The organism is Rhodococcus sp. NPDC058532, assembly GCF_042719255.1.
Classification (GTDB): domain Bacteria; phylum Actinomycetota; class Actinomycetes; order Mycobacteriales; family Mycobacteriaceae; genus Rhodococcus_G.
Window position 1 is genome coordinate 228826 of the sequence record NZ_JBHXNU010000002.1, and the last position, 14741, is coordinate 243566.

The 14741-nt window shown below is 71.7% G+C and carries 11 protein-coding genes; 6 read left to right on the top strand and 5 right to left on the bottom strand.

The features are described from left to right. Positions 1 to 52 precede the first annotated feature (52 nt). Together ACFWQG_RS03780 and ACFWQG_RS03785 are read right to left on the bottom strand one after the other, a co-directional pair. Positions 53 to 1897 carry a DUF222 domain-containing protein gene (locus ACFWQG_RS03780; RefSeq protein ID WP_378506245.1) on the bottom strand — a complete coding sequence of 615 codons (1845 nt, stop codon included), beginning with the start codon at positions 1895 to 1897 and terminating at the stop codon, positions 53 to 55. Between the two features lie 87 nt (positions 1898 to 1984). Next, positions 1985 to 2431: an HIT family protein gene (locus ACFWQG_RS03785; RefSeq protein WP_378506246.1), complete on the bottom strand. Its 447-nt coding sequence runs from the start codon at positions 2429 to 2431 to the stop codon at positions 1985 to 1987. 111 nt (positions 2432 to 2542) lie between these two features. Here ACFWQG_RS03785 and ACFWQG_RS03790 point away from each other — a divergent pair, with 111 nt between their 5' ends. The 4 genes from ACFWQG_RS03790 to helR all read left to right on the top strand — a co-directional run bounded on the left by ACFWQG_RS03790 (position 2543) and on the right by helR (position 7413). Next, the gene (locus ACFWQG_RS03790; RefSeq protein WP_378506247.1) at positions 2543 to 2809 is read left to right on the top strand and encodes a DUF1876 domain-containing protein; all 267 of its coding nucleotides are present in this window, start codon (positions 2543 to 2545) and stop codon (positions 2807 to 2809) included. A 65-nt stretch (positions 2810 to 2874) separates the two neighbouring features. Beyond that, positions 2875 to 3912, top strand: a complete 1038-nt coding sequence (locus ACFWQG_RS03795) for an Rv2578c family radical SAM protein (protein WP_378506248.1) — start codon at positions 2875 to 2877, stop codon at positions 3910 to 3912. A gap of 53 nt (positions 3913 to 3965) precedes the next feature. After that, positions 3966 to 5054 carry an AI-2E family transporter gene (locus ACFWQG_RS03800; protein WP_378506249.1) on the top strand — a complete coding sequence of 363 codons (1089 nt, stop codon included), beginning with the start codon at positions 3966 to 3968 and terminating at the stop codon, positions 5052 to 5054. A 133-nt stretch (positions 5055 to 5187) separates the two neighbouring features. After that, a complete protein-coding gene (gene helR / locus ACFWQG_RS03805; RefSeq protein ID WP_378506250.1) occupies positions 5188 to 7413 on the top strand; it encodes an RNA polymerase recycling motor ATPase HelR in 2226 nt (741 codons plus the stop codon). Positions 7414 to 7422: 9 nt separating this feature from the next. On the opposite strand, the gene ACFWQG_RS03810 is transcribed toward helR, so the two are convergent. Beyond that, positions 7423 to 8361: a neutral zinc metallopeptidase gene (locus tag ACFWQG_RS03810; RefSeq protein ID WP_378506251.1), complete on the bottom strand. Its 939-nt coding sequence runs from the start codon at positions 8359 to 8361 to the stop codon at positions 7423 to 7425. Between the two features lie 162 nt (positions 8362 to 8523). Between ACFWQG_RS03810 and aspS the strand changes: the two genes are divergently transcribed. Beyond that, on the top strand, positions 8524 to 10296 hold the full coding sequence (gene aspS, locus ACFWQG_RS03815) for an aspartate--tRNA ligase (RefSeq protein WP_378506252.1): 1773 nt from the start codon (positions 8524 to 8526) through the stop codon (positions 10294 to 10296). A gap of 167 nt (positions 10297 to 10463) precedes the next feature. After that, complete coding sequence (locus ACFWQG_RS03820) at positions 10464 to 11696, top strand: kinase (RefSeq protein ID WP_378506253.1); 1233 nt, start codon at positions 10464 to 10466, stop codon at positions 11694 to 11696. Between the two features lie 57 nt (positions 11697 to 11753). Here the strand turns inward: ACFWQG_RS03820 and ACFWQG_RS03825 are convergent, their stop codons facing one another. Together ACFWQG_RS03825 and ACFWQG_RS03830 are read right to left on the bottom strand one after the other, a co-directional pair. Continuing rightward, a complete protein-coding gene (locus tag ACFWQG_RS03825; protein ID WP_378506401.1) occupies positions 11754 to 13043 on the bottom strand; it encodes an alkaline phosphatase family protein in 1290 nt (429 codons plus the stop codon). Positions 13044 to 13066: 23 nt separating this feature from the next. Next, positions 13067 to 14707, bottom strand: a complete 1641-nt coding sequence (locus ACFWQG_RS03830; protein WP_378506254.1) for an alkaline phosphatase D family protein — start codon at positions 14705 to 14707, stop codon at positions 13067 to 13069. Positions 14708 to 14741: the final 34 nt, after the last annotated feature.

The following is a 14741-nucleotide window of genomic DNA, read 5'->3' on the forward strand; positions in this document are numbered from 1 at the left end:
GCGTTGTCAATAGTGTTGGGTGTTGGGTGTTGGGTGTTGGGTGCTGGTCGGGTCAGAACGGTGCCGGCTCCTCGCGGGCGGTGGGCCGGGTCGGGTCCGTGAGGTCGACCTCGATCGGCGTCGCCGGGACGACGACGGACGGGCCGGGTCGCGGGTGGGCGTCGATGACGTAGCGGAGGTCGGCCTCCACCCCGCGGCCGTGGTGCGGGTCGAAGAGTCGGTCGAGGGTGAGCGGGTCGGTGAGGGTCAGGCCGTACGACTCGGCGAGGTTGCGGTCGGCGGCGCCCACGGTCGCGGTGTCGTCGCTGAAGGCGCCCGCGGGGTCCGTGGTCGCGAATTCCCCGGTCGGGGCGGTCCATTCGAGCCGGCCGCCGCCAAGTTGTCGAACCGTCCAGAGTCCGCTCGTCTTGAGGCGGTGGTGGCGCCGGCACAGGCAGGCGAGGTTCTGCTCGACGGTGCGGCCGCCGCGCCCGGGGTCGGCATGGTCGAAGGGGACGGTGTGGTCGAGGTCGCAGGTAGCGGCGCGGGCGCTGCAGCCGGGGAACCGGCAGGTGCCGTCGCGGGTCCGCACGATCTCGGCGAGGCGCGCCGAGGGGCGATAGGTCAGCTGCTCGCGGCGGTGCGCGGTGCGTTCGCGAATCGCGGTCGGGGTGATTCCGGCGGCGCGCAGGGCGCGCCCGATCCCGACGACGGCACCGTGCGGGAGGCTGCCCGCGCGGCGGCGGGCGAGCCAGGCATCATCGGAAACCGGTTCGGGCGCAGGGGTGTCCGGCGGGTGGAATGGCTCGCCGCGGTCGGGTGCGGGTTCCGGCGTCGGTTCGGTCCCGGTGTGTCCGCAGAGGGCGTCGAGGATCGCCTCGCGGTCGGCGTCGGTCAGGGTGAGGACCCGCCGCCAGGTGCCGTCGGCGGACAGCTCGCGTGCGAGGTCCGCGTCGATCCAGCCGTGCCCGGCCAGATACCCGGGGAGATCGTCGAGGCTGAGGAGGGTGGTCAGGTTCACGCCGACATGGACGGTGGTCGGGGGCAGCGGCCGCGCCGTGAACGACGGTGCTGCGGCGTGATGCGTCGGTGTGGTGCACTCGCTGCTCGTTCGGCCGGCGGCGGTGCAGTCGGTGCGGCCGCAGCGGCAGTCTAGGTACGGACTGTCGGTGGCGAGGGCGAGTAGGGCGTCGGCGCGGCGCTGCGCGAAGCTGCGGGGATCGTCGGCGCAGACGTCGAAGCACATCGACCGCAGTCGCATTGCGATGATCTGCCCGGCGGGGCCGGGGAGGGTGCCGTCGACGGTGCACGTCCCGTCCTCATTGGCGTGGAACCGGATGTCGCGATCGGCCTCGGCCTGCTGCCTGCGGCGTGTTGCCGCATCGGGATCGTGGCGGGCGATCAGGCGGCGCGCCTTGGCCCGCAGCTTCGTGGTGTTCAGGGTGTCCGACCCATCGAGGAGTAGTCGCTCGATGTGGTCCACCCGGTCCAGGGAGACGTTGGTGAGGGCGTCGGAGATGGTCTGCGCGCGGGCCTGGTCGATGGCTCCCGCTGCGAATGCGGCTGAGGTGGCGTGCAGTCGCCAACGCAGGTCGACGCCGAGGCCGATCACCCGGTGCGCGGTCGGCTCGGTCCACCGATAGACCAGGCCGACCTCCGCGGCGGCGAACTCGCCCTGGAATGCGTCATTGCAGCCCCGCTTCGCATCGGCCGCGCACCGCGCCAGGTAGACGGTGGCGACGGCGTCGACCTCGAGGAACTGTGCCCGCGCGATCGCCGCGTGCTGCTCGCGGAGTACCGCCGACCACTCGACCTCGGGAACGCCGGCCAGAACCCCCGACGCCGGTGCCGAGTCTCGCGGTGTCGCGTCGTCCCGCGGTGTCGAGTCTCGCTGTGTCGAATCCCCCGAATCGAACATGCGTACGAGTGTAGCGGGAGGTGCGCCTCGGGTCGAGGCTGCTTCGCCAGCCGTACCATGTGGCCCCGCTGCCGCCCTCGATGGTGGTCAGCTGAGTGCCCTTCTGATCCGGTCCGCGACGGCGCTCGCCTCGGCATGGTCGACATATCTCGTTCGGGGCCAGAAGAAGCCGCGCAGGCCGTCCCCCGTGGTGCGGGGCACGATGTGCACGTGCAGGTGCGGCACCGACTGCGACACCGTGTTGTTGATCGCGACGAACGATCCCTGTGCGCCCAGGCCAGCGACCATTGCCGCGGACAGCCGTTGTGCGGCGGTGAACACCGGCGAAATCAGGTCGGCGGGCAGATCGGCCAGCACCGGGACGTGGGTGCGCGGCACCAGCAGGACGTGGCCCGCGAATACCGGCCTGTGGTCGAGGAACGCCACCGTGTCCGCGTCCCGGTGGACGATGTGCGCGTCGATTCGGCCGTCGGCGATCCCGCAGAACAGGCAGTCGCCCGGCGCTGTTCGCGCCCCCGGCGGATCGGTGATCATGGGTCCATCCTGCGCCCCGGAGATGGTGGCTGTGGCTACTCGCCGGCCGGCACTCGACGTGGCTGCCCGCTGCTGCCATCGTTGAGGGAGGGAGTTGAGGAGGCGACCATCATGGATGCGAAGACGTGGTCGGTGACCATGGAGATCGACGAGCACGACGGACGGACGCGCGCGAAGGCGCGGCTGCACGCGGAGGGGAGGCCGGACCTGGTCGGCGTCGGCTTGGCCCGGCTCAACCCGGCCGACCGCGACGTGCCCGCGATCGGTGACGAGCTCGCGACCGCGCGTGCGCTTGCGGACCTGTCGCATCAGCTGATCGATGCGACCGCGGCCGACATCGAGAGCATCACCCACCGGAAGGCGCTGCTGTACGCGTAGCTGCCCGGGAAGCGAATTCCCTGCCAGGCTTGACTCGACCTAGAACGAATGTTCGACTATGGGTCATGCGGTGGCAGGGACAGACGCTGGAGGCCGTCGAATCGGACGTCGAGGACGGCGCCCTCCCCGGTCTGGCGCGGGCCGGGCTGGTGCGCAGCGTGCAGACCCCCGAGTTTGACGGCGTCACCTTCCATGAGGTCCTGTGCAAGTCCGCGCTGAACCGGGTGCCGGACGGGTCGCCACTGCCGTTCCGGTTCACCGTCAACACCTTTCGCGGCTGCACCCATGCGTGTCGCTACTGCTTCGCCCGGCCGACCCACGAGTACCTCGACCTCGACGCGGGTGCGGACTTCGACACCCAGCTGGTCGTCAAGGTCAACGTCGCCGCGGTGCTGCGCCGCGAACTCGCGCGCCGATCCTGGAAGGGGGAACCGGTCGCGCTCGGCACCAATACTGACCCCTACCAGCGCGCCGAGGGCCGCTACCGGCTGATGCCCGGCGTCATCACCGCGCTCGCTGAGTCGGGGACACCGTTCTCGATCCTCACCAAGGGCACCCTGCTGCGGCGCGACCTGCCACTGCTCACCCTCGCAGCCCGTCAGGTCCCGGCCTCACTCGCGGTGTCGCTGGCAATCGGCGACGCGGACCTGCAGCGGGCGATCGAACCGGGCACCCCGTCGCCGCGGGCCCGGCTCGACCTGATCCGGGCGATCACCGATGCGGGCTTCGACTGCACGGTCATGGTCGCGCCGGTCATGCCGTATCTCACCGACTCGACCACGCACCTGGACGGCCTGCTCGGTGCGATCGCGGAGGCAGGCGCGACCGGTGTCACGGTCATCCCGATGCACCTGAGGGGCAGCACTCGCGGGTGGTTCCTGAACTGGGTGGCCGACCACCATCCGGCGCTGATCCGCCGATACCGGCAGCTCTACGGGCGCGGCGCCACCGTCACCCCCGAGTATCGGGCATGGCTGCGAGACCGGGTGACGCCCCTCGTCGAGCGGTACGGACTCGGTGGCGCGGCCCCGCGTCCGCCGGCGCCTGCCGCGCAGCCACCGGAACCGGTCGGCGCTGGCGCGCAGGCGCTGACACTGTTCTGAGCGCGGGGTAGATTCCGGACACCGGCACGAACCATCCGACGGCGGAGGGTGCGATGAGCGAGGACCGTGCGGCGGGTCGGCGGGCGAATCTCCGCTGGCTCCGGCTCGCGATCGTCTACGTTCTCCTCGCGATCGCCGCCTATCAGATGTCGGGCTGGCTGTTCCACAATCTGCGCGGATTCCTCGGTCTGCTGTTCCTGGCGTGGCTCGCGAGCGTCACCATCGAACCGGTCGTCGACTGGTTCGAACGGAAGGGGCTGCGGCGCGGCGCGGGCACCGGCATCGTGCTGGTCGCGGTGATCCTGTTCGCGATCGGATTCGTCGCGGTCTTCGGTGCCCTCCTCGCTGAACAGTTGGCGCAGCTACTGACCGCGCTGCCCGACGCGCTGTCTCGGGTGACCGACTGGGCCAACCGCACGTTCGGAACCGACTTCGCGACCGGCAAGGATCTGATCAAGATCACCCCGGAGACGGTCCGGGACCTCGCCCAGAAGTACACCCCCAGCGTCCTCGGGGTGGTGTCGTCGCTGGTCGGCGTCGTGTTCCAGGGACTGACTCTGCTGCTGTTCGTGTTCTACATGTCCGCGGAGGGCCCGCAACTGAGGCGGACCATCTCCAGTTGGTTCCCGGCGCGGCAGCAGGAGATCATCTCCACGGTGTGGTCGATCTCGGTCGACAAGGCGGGCGGCTACGTGGTGTCGCGGCTGATCCTTGCCGCCGTCAGCACGGTCGCCACCGGGATCTTCCTGATGCTGATCGGGGTGCCCTACTGGCTGCCGTTGGCGATCTGGACGGGGGTCGTCTCCCAGTTCATCCCGACCCTCGGCACCTACCTGGCGATCGCGTTGCCCGCGATCATCGCGGCGGCCCAGCAGCCGATGGACGGGGTGTGGGTGGTGGTGTTCGGGACCGCGTACCAGCAGGTGGAGAACTACCTCCTGCATCCCCGGATCACGTCGAGGACGGTGTCGATCCATCCGGCAGTGGCCTTCGGCTCGGTGATCGTCGGGGCGTCGCTGTTCGGCGCCGTCGGCGCGCTGGTGTCGGTCCCAGTGGTCGCCGTCATCCAGGCGATCGTCGAAACCTACGGGCGCCGTTACGAACTCGTTCATGAGCGGCCGGACGGCGCGGATTCGACCTGACGCCGAGCGTGGGGACGACTGCTTCCACCTTCAACCTATAGCGCACCCGGGGGCTTGCCGCAAGGCCCGGGGTGCGGCGCAGAATCGTCCGCCGAAGCCGCAACCAGCGGACTTCTCGACGCCGAGGGGGCGCATGTCACAGCACGGGTACGAGGACGAACTCCGGTCCGAGCAGGACTACGTTGCGGGATTGCACGCGCGGCTGGACGCGGAGCGGGCCCGGGTGCAGCAACGGCACGGCGCCGCGCTGCGCAGCCCGGTCGACGCCGAGAACGGCGGCACCCTGGTCGAGCGCGACGTTGCGGTGCGGACGTTGGCAGCCGAGGTGGCGCGCCTGAACGTCGCCGACAGCGGGCTGTGCTTCGGCCGGCTGGACGCGATCTCCGGGGAGCGGTCGTACATCGGCCGCATCGGCCTCCTCGACGACGCGAACGATCGCGAACCGCTGCTGCTCGACTGGCGGGCGCCCGCGTCGCGTGCCTTCTACACCGCCACCGGTGCGCACCCGGAGGGCATGCGGCGGCGCAGGCAGTTCCACGGACGCGGCCGTGCGGTGGTCGGGTACACCGACGAGGTGCTCGGCAGTCCGGACGGCGACGCGGCGGGCGATGATGCGCTGCTCGCGGCGGTGAACGCGCCCCGCGGCGACGGCATGCGGGACATCGTGGCGACGATCCAGGCCGAGCAGGACCGGATCATCCGGCTCGAGCATCCCGGCGTGCTCGTCATCGAGGGCGGACCCGGCACCGGGAAGACGGTGGTCGCCCTGCACCGCGTCGCCTACCTGCTGTACACGCAGCGGGAGCAGATCGCCCGCCACGGCGTCCTCGTCGTCGGGCCGAATCGGGCGTTCCTGACCCACATCGACCGGGTGCTGCCGTCGCTGGGGGAGACCGACGTCGTGTTCACGACCACCGGCGACCTGGTTCCGGGCCTGCACGTCACCGCGGTGGATCCGCCCGAGACGGCCCGGATCAAGGGATCGCTGCGGATGCTGGACGTGCTCGCGGCGGCGATCGCCGACCGGCAGCGACTGCCGGAGGATCCCGTGACGCTCGACCTCGCCGACGTGACGGTGCGCATCGACGCCGAGACCGCGGCGTGGGCCAGGGAGGAGGCGCGGGGAAGCGGCCTGCCGCACAACGCCGCCCGCGCAATCTTCACCGACATCGTCACGTACGTGCTCACCGAGCGGGCGATCGGGCGGATCGGTCGCGGCTGGCTGAGCCGGACCGACCGTGAGGCATGGGAGCAGCTGCGCGCGGACCTGCGCGCCGAGCTGGCGGAGCACGCCGCCTTCACCGCGGCGCTCGACGAACTGTGGCCGATGCTCGCGCCGGAAACACTGCTGGCGCAGCTGTATTCGTCACCGAGCCGGCTCGCTGCCGCGGGAGCGGACCCGGTGTTGCTGCGGGAGGAAGGCGACGCCTGGACGGTGTCGGACGTGCCGCTGCTCGACGAATTGGTCGACCTGCTCGGGACCGACCCGGCCGCGGAGCGGGCCGCCGACCGGCGCCGGAGGGCCGAAGCCGACGCGGCGGCGACCTACGCGGCGGGGGTGCTCGATCTGATGGTCGGTCGCGCCGACCACATGGACGACGACGATCACCTGTTTGCGACCGACCTGCTCGACGCGGGAGAGTTGGCGGACCGTTTCGTCGAACGGGACACCAGGGACCTCGCGGACCGCGCTGCGGCGGATCGGGACTGGACCTACCGGCACGTGGTGGTCGACGAGGCGCAGGAGCTCTCGGAGATGGACTGGCGGGTACTGATGCGGCGCTGCCCGAGCCGGTCGTTCACGGTCGTCGGCGACCTGGCGCAACGGCGATCGGCGGCCGGGGCGTCGTCCTGGGCCGCGCTGTTCGACCGATATGTGCCGGGCCGGTGGGTGTACCGGCCGCTGTCGGTCAACTACCGCACCCCGGCCGAGATCATGGCGGTCGCGGGCGCGCTGCTCGGTGAGTTCGCGCCCGATGTCGTGCCGCCGGAATCGGTGCGCGCGTGCGGGGTCCGGCCGTGGGCCAGGCGGGTCGACGGGGACGGTGACCTCGGGGTCGCCATCGACGAGTTCGTCCGTGCCGAGTCGGGAAGGGCGGGGACGAGCGTGGTCATCGGGCCGGACGGCGTCCCCGGTGCGGTGCCGCCGTCGCAGACGAAGGGTCTTGAGTTCGACGCGGTGCTGGTCGTCCTTCCGGAACGGATCCTCGCCGACGGCCCCCGCGGTGCGGCCGATCTGTACGTCGCCCTCACCCGAGCGACCCAACGGCTCGGCGTCCTGCACCGCGCCCCGCTGCCGCGGGCGCTGGCCGGGCTCACCGGTGACGGCCCGCACGGCGTCGACGGCGGCGCCCGGTAGCGCCGTTCGTCAGCTGCCCGTCAGCGCGGACGGGTTGTCGAGGTCGCGGGCGGCGTAGGTGTTGCAGTCCGACACCTGGCCGGTCTGGTAGCCGGTGAGGAACCACTTCTGCCGCTGTTCGGCGGACCCGTGGGTCCAGCCCTCGGGGTTCACCCGGCCGGTCGCCGCCCGCTGGATCCGGTCGTCGCCGACCGAGGACGCGGCGGACAGTGCATCCCGGATGTCGTTCTTGCTCAACGGCTCCAGGAACGGTGCTCCGCCGTCGGGGCCGGCCTGGTTGTCGGCGTAGTGCGCCCAGATCCCGGCGTAGCAGTCGGCCTGCAGCTCGGTGCGCACCGCGCCGGACTCGGGTCCGCGGGGGTCGGCCTGGGCGCGTCCGATGTCGCCGAGCTGGTTCTGGATGTGGTGGCCCACCTCGTGCGCGACCACGTACTCCTGCGCGAGGGGTCCGCCCGACGAGCCGTATTGGTCGACGAGCAGCTGGAAGAAGCTGGTGTCGAAGTAGCCGGTCGAGTCGGCCGGGCAGTAGAACGGCCCGACGTCGCTGGTCGCGTTGCCGCAGCCGGTGTTGATCGCGCCGGAGAACAGGGTGATGCCCGGCTCGACGTATCGGGTCCCGGTCTGCTCCTCGAGCTCCGCGCCCCACACCGAGTCCAGGCTCGCTGCGGTGAACGCGACGCGGCAGTTCACGTCGCGGTTGGCGTCGGCGCCGGTCTCGCAGTTCTCCAGGGTGCCGCCCGCGGCGCCGGGCTGCGGTTCGGTGCCGGACTGCCCGCCGCCGAGCAGGCTTGCGGGGTCGCCGCCGAGCAGCAGGGCCAGCACCAGCACCACGATGCCGCCGAGACCGCCGCCGAGCGCGACCTTGCCGCCGGGGCCGCGGCGCCCGCCGCCGCCCCCGCCGACCCGCACCCGGCCACCGTCCATCCGCGCGCCCTCGTTGAAGGTCATCGTCCACCCCTCGCTCTCCGCGTCCGATCCGTGCGCATCAGCTTGGCACGAAGGCTGCTGGTCGTGATGGTCCGCCGCATTGTGTCTTCGGATCGGGACCTCCGTAGGATCACAGGGCAACCACTCCCAGACATCTCGTGCTGGACGCGTGAAAGGAACCCCGTGCTGCGCACCCATCTCGCCGGCTCGTTGCGAGCCGAGCAGGCCGATCAGACCGTCACCCTCACCGGCTGGGTAGCGCGGCGGCGCGACCACGGCGGCGTCATCTTCATCGACCTGCGGGACGCGTCCGGCGTCGCGCAGGTGGTCTTCCGCAGCGATGACGTGCTCGAGCAGGCGCACCGGCTGCGCGCCGAGTACTGCGTGAAGGTCACCGGTGCCGTCGAGGTCCGGCCCGAGGGCAACCAGAACTTCGAGATCCCGACCGGCGCGATCGAGGTCAATGCGACGCAGCTCGAGGTCCTCAACGAGAGCGCCCCGCTGCCGTTCCAGCTCGACGACCAGCCCGGCGAGGAGGCCCGCCTCAAGCACCGCTACCTGGACCTGCGTCGCGAGGGCCCGGCCCACGCGATCCGGCTGCGGTCGAAGGTCAATGCGGCGGCCCGCGAGGTGCTCGCCCACCACCAGTTCGTGGAGGTCGAGACCCCGACCCTGACCCGGTCCACCCCGGAGGGTGCGCGCGACTTCCTGGTTCCCGCCCGCCTGCAGCCGGGCAACTTCTACGCGCTGCCGCAGTCGCCGCAGCTGTTCAAGCAGCTGCTGATGGTCGGCGGCATCGAGCGGTACTACCAGATCGCGCGCTGCTACCGCGACGAGGACTTCCGCGCCGACCGGCAGCCGGAGTTCACCCAGCTCGACATCGAGATGAGCTTCGTCAACCAGGACGACGTGATCCTCCTCGCGGAGGAGATCCTGACCAACCTGTGGAAGCTGATCGGGCACGAGATCACCACCCCGATCGCCCGGATGACCTACGCCGAGGCGATGCGCCGCTACGGCTCCGACAAGCCGGACCTGCGGTTCGGCATCGAACTCGTCGAGTGCATGGAGTTCTTCTCCGACACCACCTTCCGGGTGTTCCAGGCCGAGTATGTCGGCGCGGTGGTGATGCCCGGCGGCGCGAGCCAGCCGCGGCGCCAGCTCGATGCCTGGCAGGAGTGGGCGAAGCAGCGCGGCGCCAAGGGGCTGGCCTACGTGCTCATCGGCGAGGACGGGGAGCTGACCGGTCCGGTCGCGAAGAACCTCACCGACGCCGAGCGTGCGGGCCTCGCCGCGCACGTCGGCGCGCAGCCCGGCGACTGCATCTTCTTCGCGGCAGGCGCCACCAAGGCGATGCGGGGACTGCTCGGCGCCGCCCGCGGCGAGATCGCCCGCAAGCAGGACCTGATCGACCCGAACGAGTGGGCGTTCGTGTGGATCGTCGACGCGCCGCTGTTCGAGCCCACCTCCGACGCCGTCGCGGGCGGCGACGTTGCCCTCGGCTACAGCGCCTGGACCGCCGTGCATCACGCGTTCACCTCGCCGAAGCCGGAGTCGATCGACTCCTTCGACACCGACCCCGGCTCGGCGCTGGCCTACGCCTACGACATCGTCTGCAACGGCAATGAGATCGGCGGCGGGTCGATCCGCATCCACCGCAAGGACATTCAGGAACGCGTCTTCAAGGTGATGGGTATCTCGCACGAGGAGGCGGAGGAGAAGTTCGGCTTCCTGCTCGACGCCTTCGCGTTTGGCGCCCCGCCGCACGGCGGCATCGCGTTCGGCTGGGACCGGATCACCGCGCTGCTCGCCGGGATGGACTCGATCCGTGAGGTGATCGCGTTCCCGAAGTCCGGCGGCGGCGTCGACCCGCTCACCGAGGCGCCTGCCCCGATCACCGAACTGCAGCGCACGGAGTCGGGTATCGACTTCACGCCGGAGCCGGACGAGGCCTGACCTGCCGCTCCCGGGCCGCACCGGCGCGGGCCGTGACCGTTTCGTTACGCAACGGACGGATCGGTCCGTTGTCGCTGGTCGGCTCGGGAGCAGTCCGGGAACCACCCTTCCCCGCCGCGCGGAGTGCCCCCGCGATGTCACCTCGGGCAGGTAGGTTGTTGGGCGCTATGACCGCACTCTTGGCTGATCCAGTATCCGAAGTGGTTGCCGCCGCCGAACGGCTGCTCGAGCGCCGCACCGGCGCGCCGGTGACCCTCGTCGATCCCGTCGATCTCGGGGGCAGTGGCCGCACCGTCGTCCTCCGCGTTCGGTGCGCGGCGAACCCGTTCTCGCTGCCCCGCACCCTGGTGATCAAGCAGGTCCGGGAACTGTCCGAGGTCGCGCACGCCCGCAGTGTCGCCGGGTACCCGGGCGGCACCGCCGGGGACGGCACGTTCGAGGGCGACCTGCTCGGCCGCGGCGGAGCGGCAGGCGGGGAGGTGGCCGAGACCGCGTTCCTGCGGGAGGCCGTCTCCTACCAGTTCGCCACCGCGCTCGCGACGGACAGCCGTCCCGGTCCCTCGCTGATCGCGTACGACCTGTCCGCGCGGTTGCTGATCCTCACCGACCTCGGTGACGCCGACCCGCTGGCTCGGCTCCTCGTCCGCCAGGACGAGGCGGCGGTCACCAATTCCCTGATGGCCCTTGCCCAGTCGCTGGGGCGCATGCACGCCGCCACCGTCGGTCGGGAGGAGGACTTCGCCGCGCTGCTGCGCCGCTCCGGTGTCGCGCACCTCGGGAACGCGGTGTCCGGTCAGGTCGCGACGACGATTCCGAAGCTGCCCGGCATGCTCGACCGGGACCTCGGCGCCGCGCCTGCGTCGGAGGTGATCGAGATGGCGCAGCGCGCGACCGCCCTGTTCGACGGCGGACGGCACCGCGCGTTCAGCCCGTCCGACCTGTGCCCGGACAACATCATCGTCAACGACGAGGGTGTCCGATTCCTCGACTACGAGTGGGGTGGCTTCCGGGACGCCACCCTCGACCTCGCCTACGCGCTCATCTCCTTCCCCGGCTGCCTGTGCAGCTTCGAGCTGTCCACGCAGCGCTCGCTGGCGATGGTCGAGGCCTGGCGGGCCGAGGTTGTCGGCATGTGGCCGCACCTCGCCGACGATCGGACCCTGTACGCCCGGCTCCTCGAGGCTCAGCTGGTGTGGGTGTGGCTGTCCACCTACTGGTTCCTCCCGGAGGACCACGCCCGGATCGCCGCGGTGCGCGAACACCAGCTGTCGGCGCCGCGCTCCAAGGCGCTGACCGCGCGGTGGCGCGCGCTCGGCGAGTTCGCCGAGCACGCGCAGGTCGCGGTCGTCGCCGACCATGCCAGGGACGTCGCCGACCGGCTCGCCGACGTCTGGACCTGAGCCAGCGCTTGGACCTGAGCCAGCGCCTGGACCTGAGCCGACGGGACGCGACCCGGATCACCCGATCCGCGCCGCCCCGTCCCAGCCGCCCGCCGGGGCGGACATGCCGAACAGCGCCGCGACGGTCGGTGCCACGTCGACCGTCCGCACCGGGATCCGGTCGATCCGCGGCGGCCCGACAACGCGGTGACCACCGGCGACGAAGAACGGGATCGGCAGCGTCGCGGCGTGCCCGTGGTTGCCGGGGATCGGGTTGGACATCGGGGTTGGGTCGCTGAACCGCCACCCGGGCAGGCAGAACACCGCGACGTCCCCAGCGCGGTCCCCGAGCGCGGTGTCTGCGACCGCCCACGCCGACTCGACACCCTCGACCGCGGCGGCGATCCGCCGGATCCGGGTGATCGCGGCGGCCCGCTCGTCGTCGCCGCCGGTGAAGTAGACCAGGTCGGCGCCGCCGTTCTGCGCGATCCGCACCCGACCCCGGAGCAGCGGATCCGCGGCCAATGGCGCGGTCAGGCCGACCAGCCTGGTCGGCACCGACCAGTCCATTGAATGGTCGGCGAGCACGATCAGCACACTGCGGTCCCACCGCCCGGACTCGTGCAGGAACGCGGTGAACCGGCGCACCAGTTCGTCGGTGCCGCGCAGTGACTGCGTCCTGGCCAGCCGCAGCGACGGCCCGGACAGGTCGAGGTGCCCGACCCGGTCCACGTCGCCCAGGTTGACGAACGTCAGCCGCGGGGAATGCTCGGCGACGATCTGCGTCAGCGCCGTCGTGGTGAACAGGTCCGGGGCGTGCTCGGTTCCCGGGATCTGCGGCACCGGATCCCACGCCACCGATGCCCGCCCGCCGAACAGGCCATGCAGATAGCGTTTCGACAGCACCGACGCCGTCACCCACCCGCGCTCGGCGCGCACCCGGTCGAGCATCGTCGGCGCCAGCAGGTCACCCGGCCGATCCAGTTCGCGGGTGCCGCCCTCGGCGCGGTCGTGGATCGTGTTGGCGGGCACCCCGTTCCGGTTCGGGAGCACCCCGGTCATCATCGCCGCGTGATTGGGCAGGGTCTCGGCCACGGTGATCGCCGACGCGTTCGGGAACCGGACGCCGGACTCGGCCAGCGCGGTGAGGGCCGGGGTGCGGTCCGGCGTCAGCTCGTCGGGACGCATCCCGTCGACCACCAGGACGTACACGTCCGCGTCCGGGGCGGCGGCCCGCCTGCCTGCCGCCGTCGCGCGGGCGGGGGCGGTGCCCAGCACGGTGAGCCCGGTCAGGGCGGCCGCGCCGGCGAGGACGGTGCGCCGGGACGGCCCGGACGGGTTGGTGCGGTGGGTGTGGGTGGGGTGCACGGTCACCTCGTCGTTCGCGGCGGTCACGGCAGCGGGGTGGCGGGGGAGAGTCGCTGGCTGCCGTCCGCGACCGCGAGGCTCGCGCCGACCCGGGCGCCCGCCGCCGGATCGGTCGGGTCGGTCAGATACCACCAGTCCATCTGGGCGCGGTCGGCGGTCACCTCGAACACCCCGAACCCGTGCGAGTCCAGTTCGACGTGCCGCAGGTGACGGTTCGTCGCCCGCAGCGCGGCCTCGACCGCCGGGGAGGCCGAGCGGGATGGGACGCCGAGCAGGTCGTCGATGTTGGGGGAGGTCACCGACGGGACGACGAACTCGGTGCCCACGGTGCCGCCCGCGGGCTGCTGCGCGGCGTCGAGGGGCAGTTCCGCCGCCCACGACGAGTGGATGTCGCCGGTGAGGAAGACGGTGTTCGGGGCGGCGGCCGCGGCGATCGCGTCGAAGAGACGGCGCCGGTCGCTGGTGTAGCCGTCCCACTGGTCGGCGTTGTACGACAGCCCGGCCCGGGGCACGCCGACCGCACGGGTGAGCGCCTCCGTCGTGCGAACATCCAGGGGCGGCAACAGGATCGGCGCGATCATCACGGGATTGCCGACCAGCCGCCATCGGGTCGGCGCGGTGACGATGCCCGCGGTCAGCCAGTCGAGTTGGCGCGCGCCGGTGATCGTCCGGTCGGTCGCGTCGACCGCGGCCGAGGCGGCCGACACCTGCTCGGAGCGGTGACTGCGCAGGTCCAGCATCGACAGTTCCGCCAACCGGCCGAACCGCAACCGCCGGTACAGCGGCTGGTCGGGGCGGGTCACGCGGAGCGGCATCCATTCCAGGTAGGCGCGCCTGCCGTCGGCGTACCGTCGCGCCCAGGCGCCCTCGAGCCCGGGGGTGTGGTTCTCGGCGCCGTCCCGCCAGGCGTTGTCGGCGGTCTCGTGGTCGTCCCAGGTGACGATGAACGGTTGCCTGGCGTGCAGGGCCTGCAGGTCCGGGTCGGTCTTGTACTGCGCGTGCCGGATTCGGTAGTCGGCGAGCGTCACGATCTCGTGCGCCGGGTCGTGCAGTCGGACCGGGCCGCCGCGGGCGCCGTACTCGCCGCGCCCGTACTCGTAGAGGTAGTCGCCGAGGTGGACGATCGCGTCGAGGTCGTCGCGGGCGGCGAGATGCCGGTATGCGGCGAAGTACCCGGCCTCCCAGTTCGAGCAGGACACCACCCCGAACCGCAGGCGGGCGACGTCGGCGTCCACGTGCGGTGCGGTGCGGGTGCGGCCGGGGCGGGACCGCTGGCCGTCGGGTGCGGTGAACCGGTAGTGGTAGGTCGTCGCGGGTGCGAGGCCCGTCACGTCCACCTTCACGGTGTGGTCGGTGTCGGCGGTCGCGGTGACGGCGCCCGCCCGGACCACGGCGGCGAATCCGGGGTCGGTCGCGACCTCCCAGCGCACCCGGGTCGGCGCCCCCGCGCCGGATCCGGGGGTGGCGTCCGGGGTCGGGGTGATGCGCGTCCAGATGATCACCCGGTCGGGCAGCGGATCCCCGGATGCGACCCCGTTGGCGAATGCCGTGCCCGGCTCGGTGGCGGTCGCGGTCCGGGCCGCGAGCACGGCGGCGCCCGCCGCGAGGGTCGAACCCAGCAACACGGTGCGGCGGGTGAGGCGGGGCGAGTCGTCGGTGGACATGCCTGCATGACAACCGAAACTGGACGAGTGTTCA

Coding starts and splice junctions, on each gene's coding strand:
- ACFWQG_RS03780 (WP_378506245.1), bottom strand. CDS start 1,897: ATGTTCGATTCGGGGGATTCGACACAGCGAGACTCGACACCGCGGGAC.
- ACFWQG_RS03785 (WP_378506246.1), bottom strand. CDS start 2,431: ATGATCACCGATCCGCCGGGGGCGCGAACAGCGCCGGGCGACTGCCTG.
- ACFWQG_RS03790 (WP_378506247.1), top strand. CDS start 2,543: ATGGATGCGAAGACGTGGTCGGTGACCATGGAGATCGACGAGCACGAC.
- ACFWQG_RS03795 (WP_378506248.1), top strand. CDS start 2,875: ATGCGGTGGCAGGGACAGACGCTGGAGGCCGTCGAATCGGACGTCGAG.
- ACFWQG_RS03800 (WP_378506249.1), top strand. CDS start 3,966: ATGAGCGAGGACCGTGCGGCGGGTCGGCGGGCGAATCTCCGCTGGCTC.
- helR (WP_378506250.1), top strand. CDS start 5,188: ATGTCACAGCACGGGTACGAGGACGAACTCCGGTCCGAGCAGGACTAC.
- ACFWQG_RS03810 (WP_378506251.1), bottom strand. CDS start 8,361: ATGACCTTCAACGAGGGCGCGCGGATGGACGGTGGCCGGGTGCGGGTC.
- ACFWQG_RS03820 (WP_378506253.1), top strand. CDS start 10,464: ATGACCGCACTCTTGGCTGATCCAGTATCCGAAGTGGTTGCCGCCGCC.
- ACFWQG_RS03830 (WP_378506254.1), bottom strand. CDS start 14,707: ATGTCCACCGACGACTCGCCCCGCCTCACCCGCCGCACCGTGTTGCTG.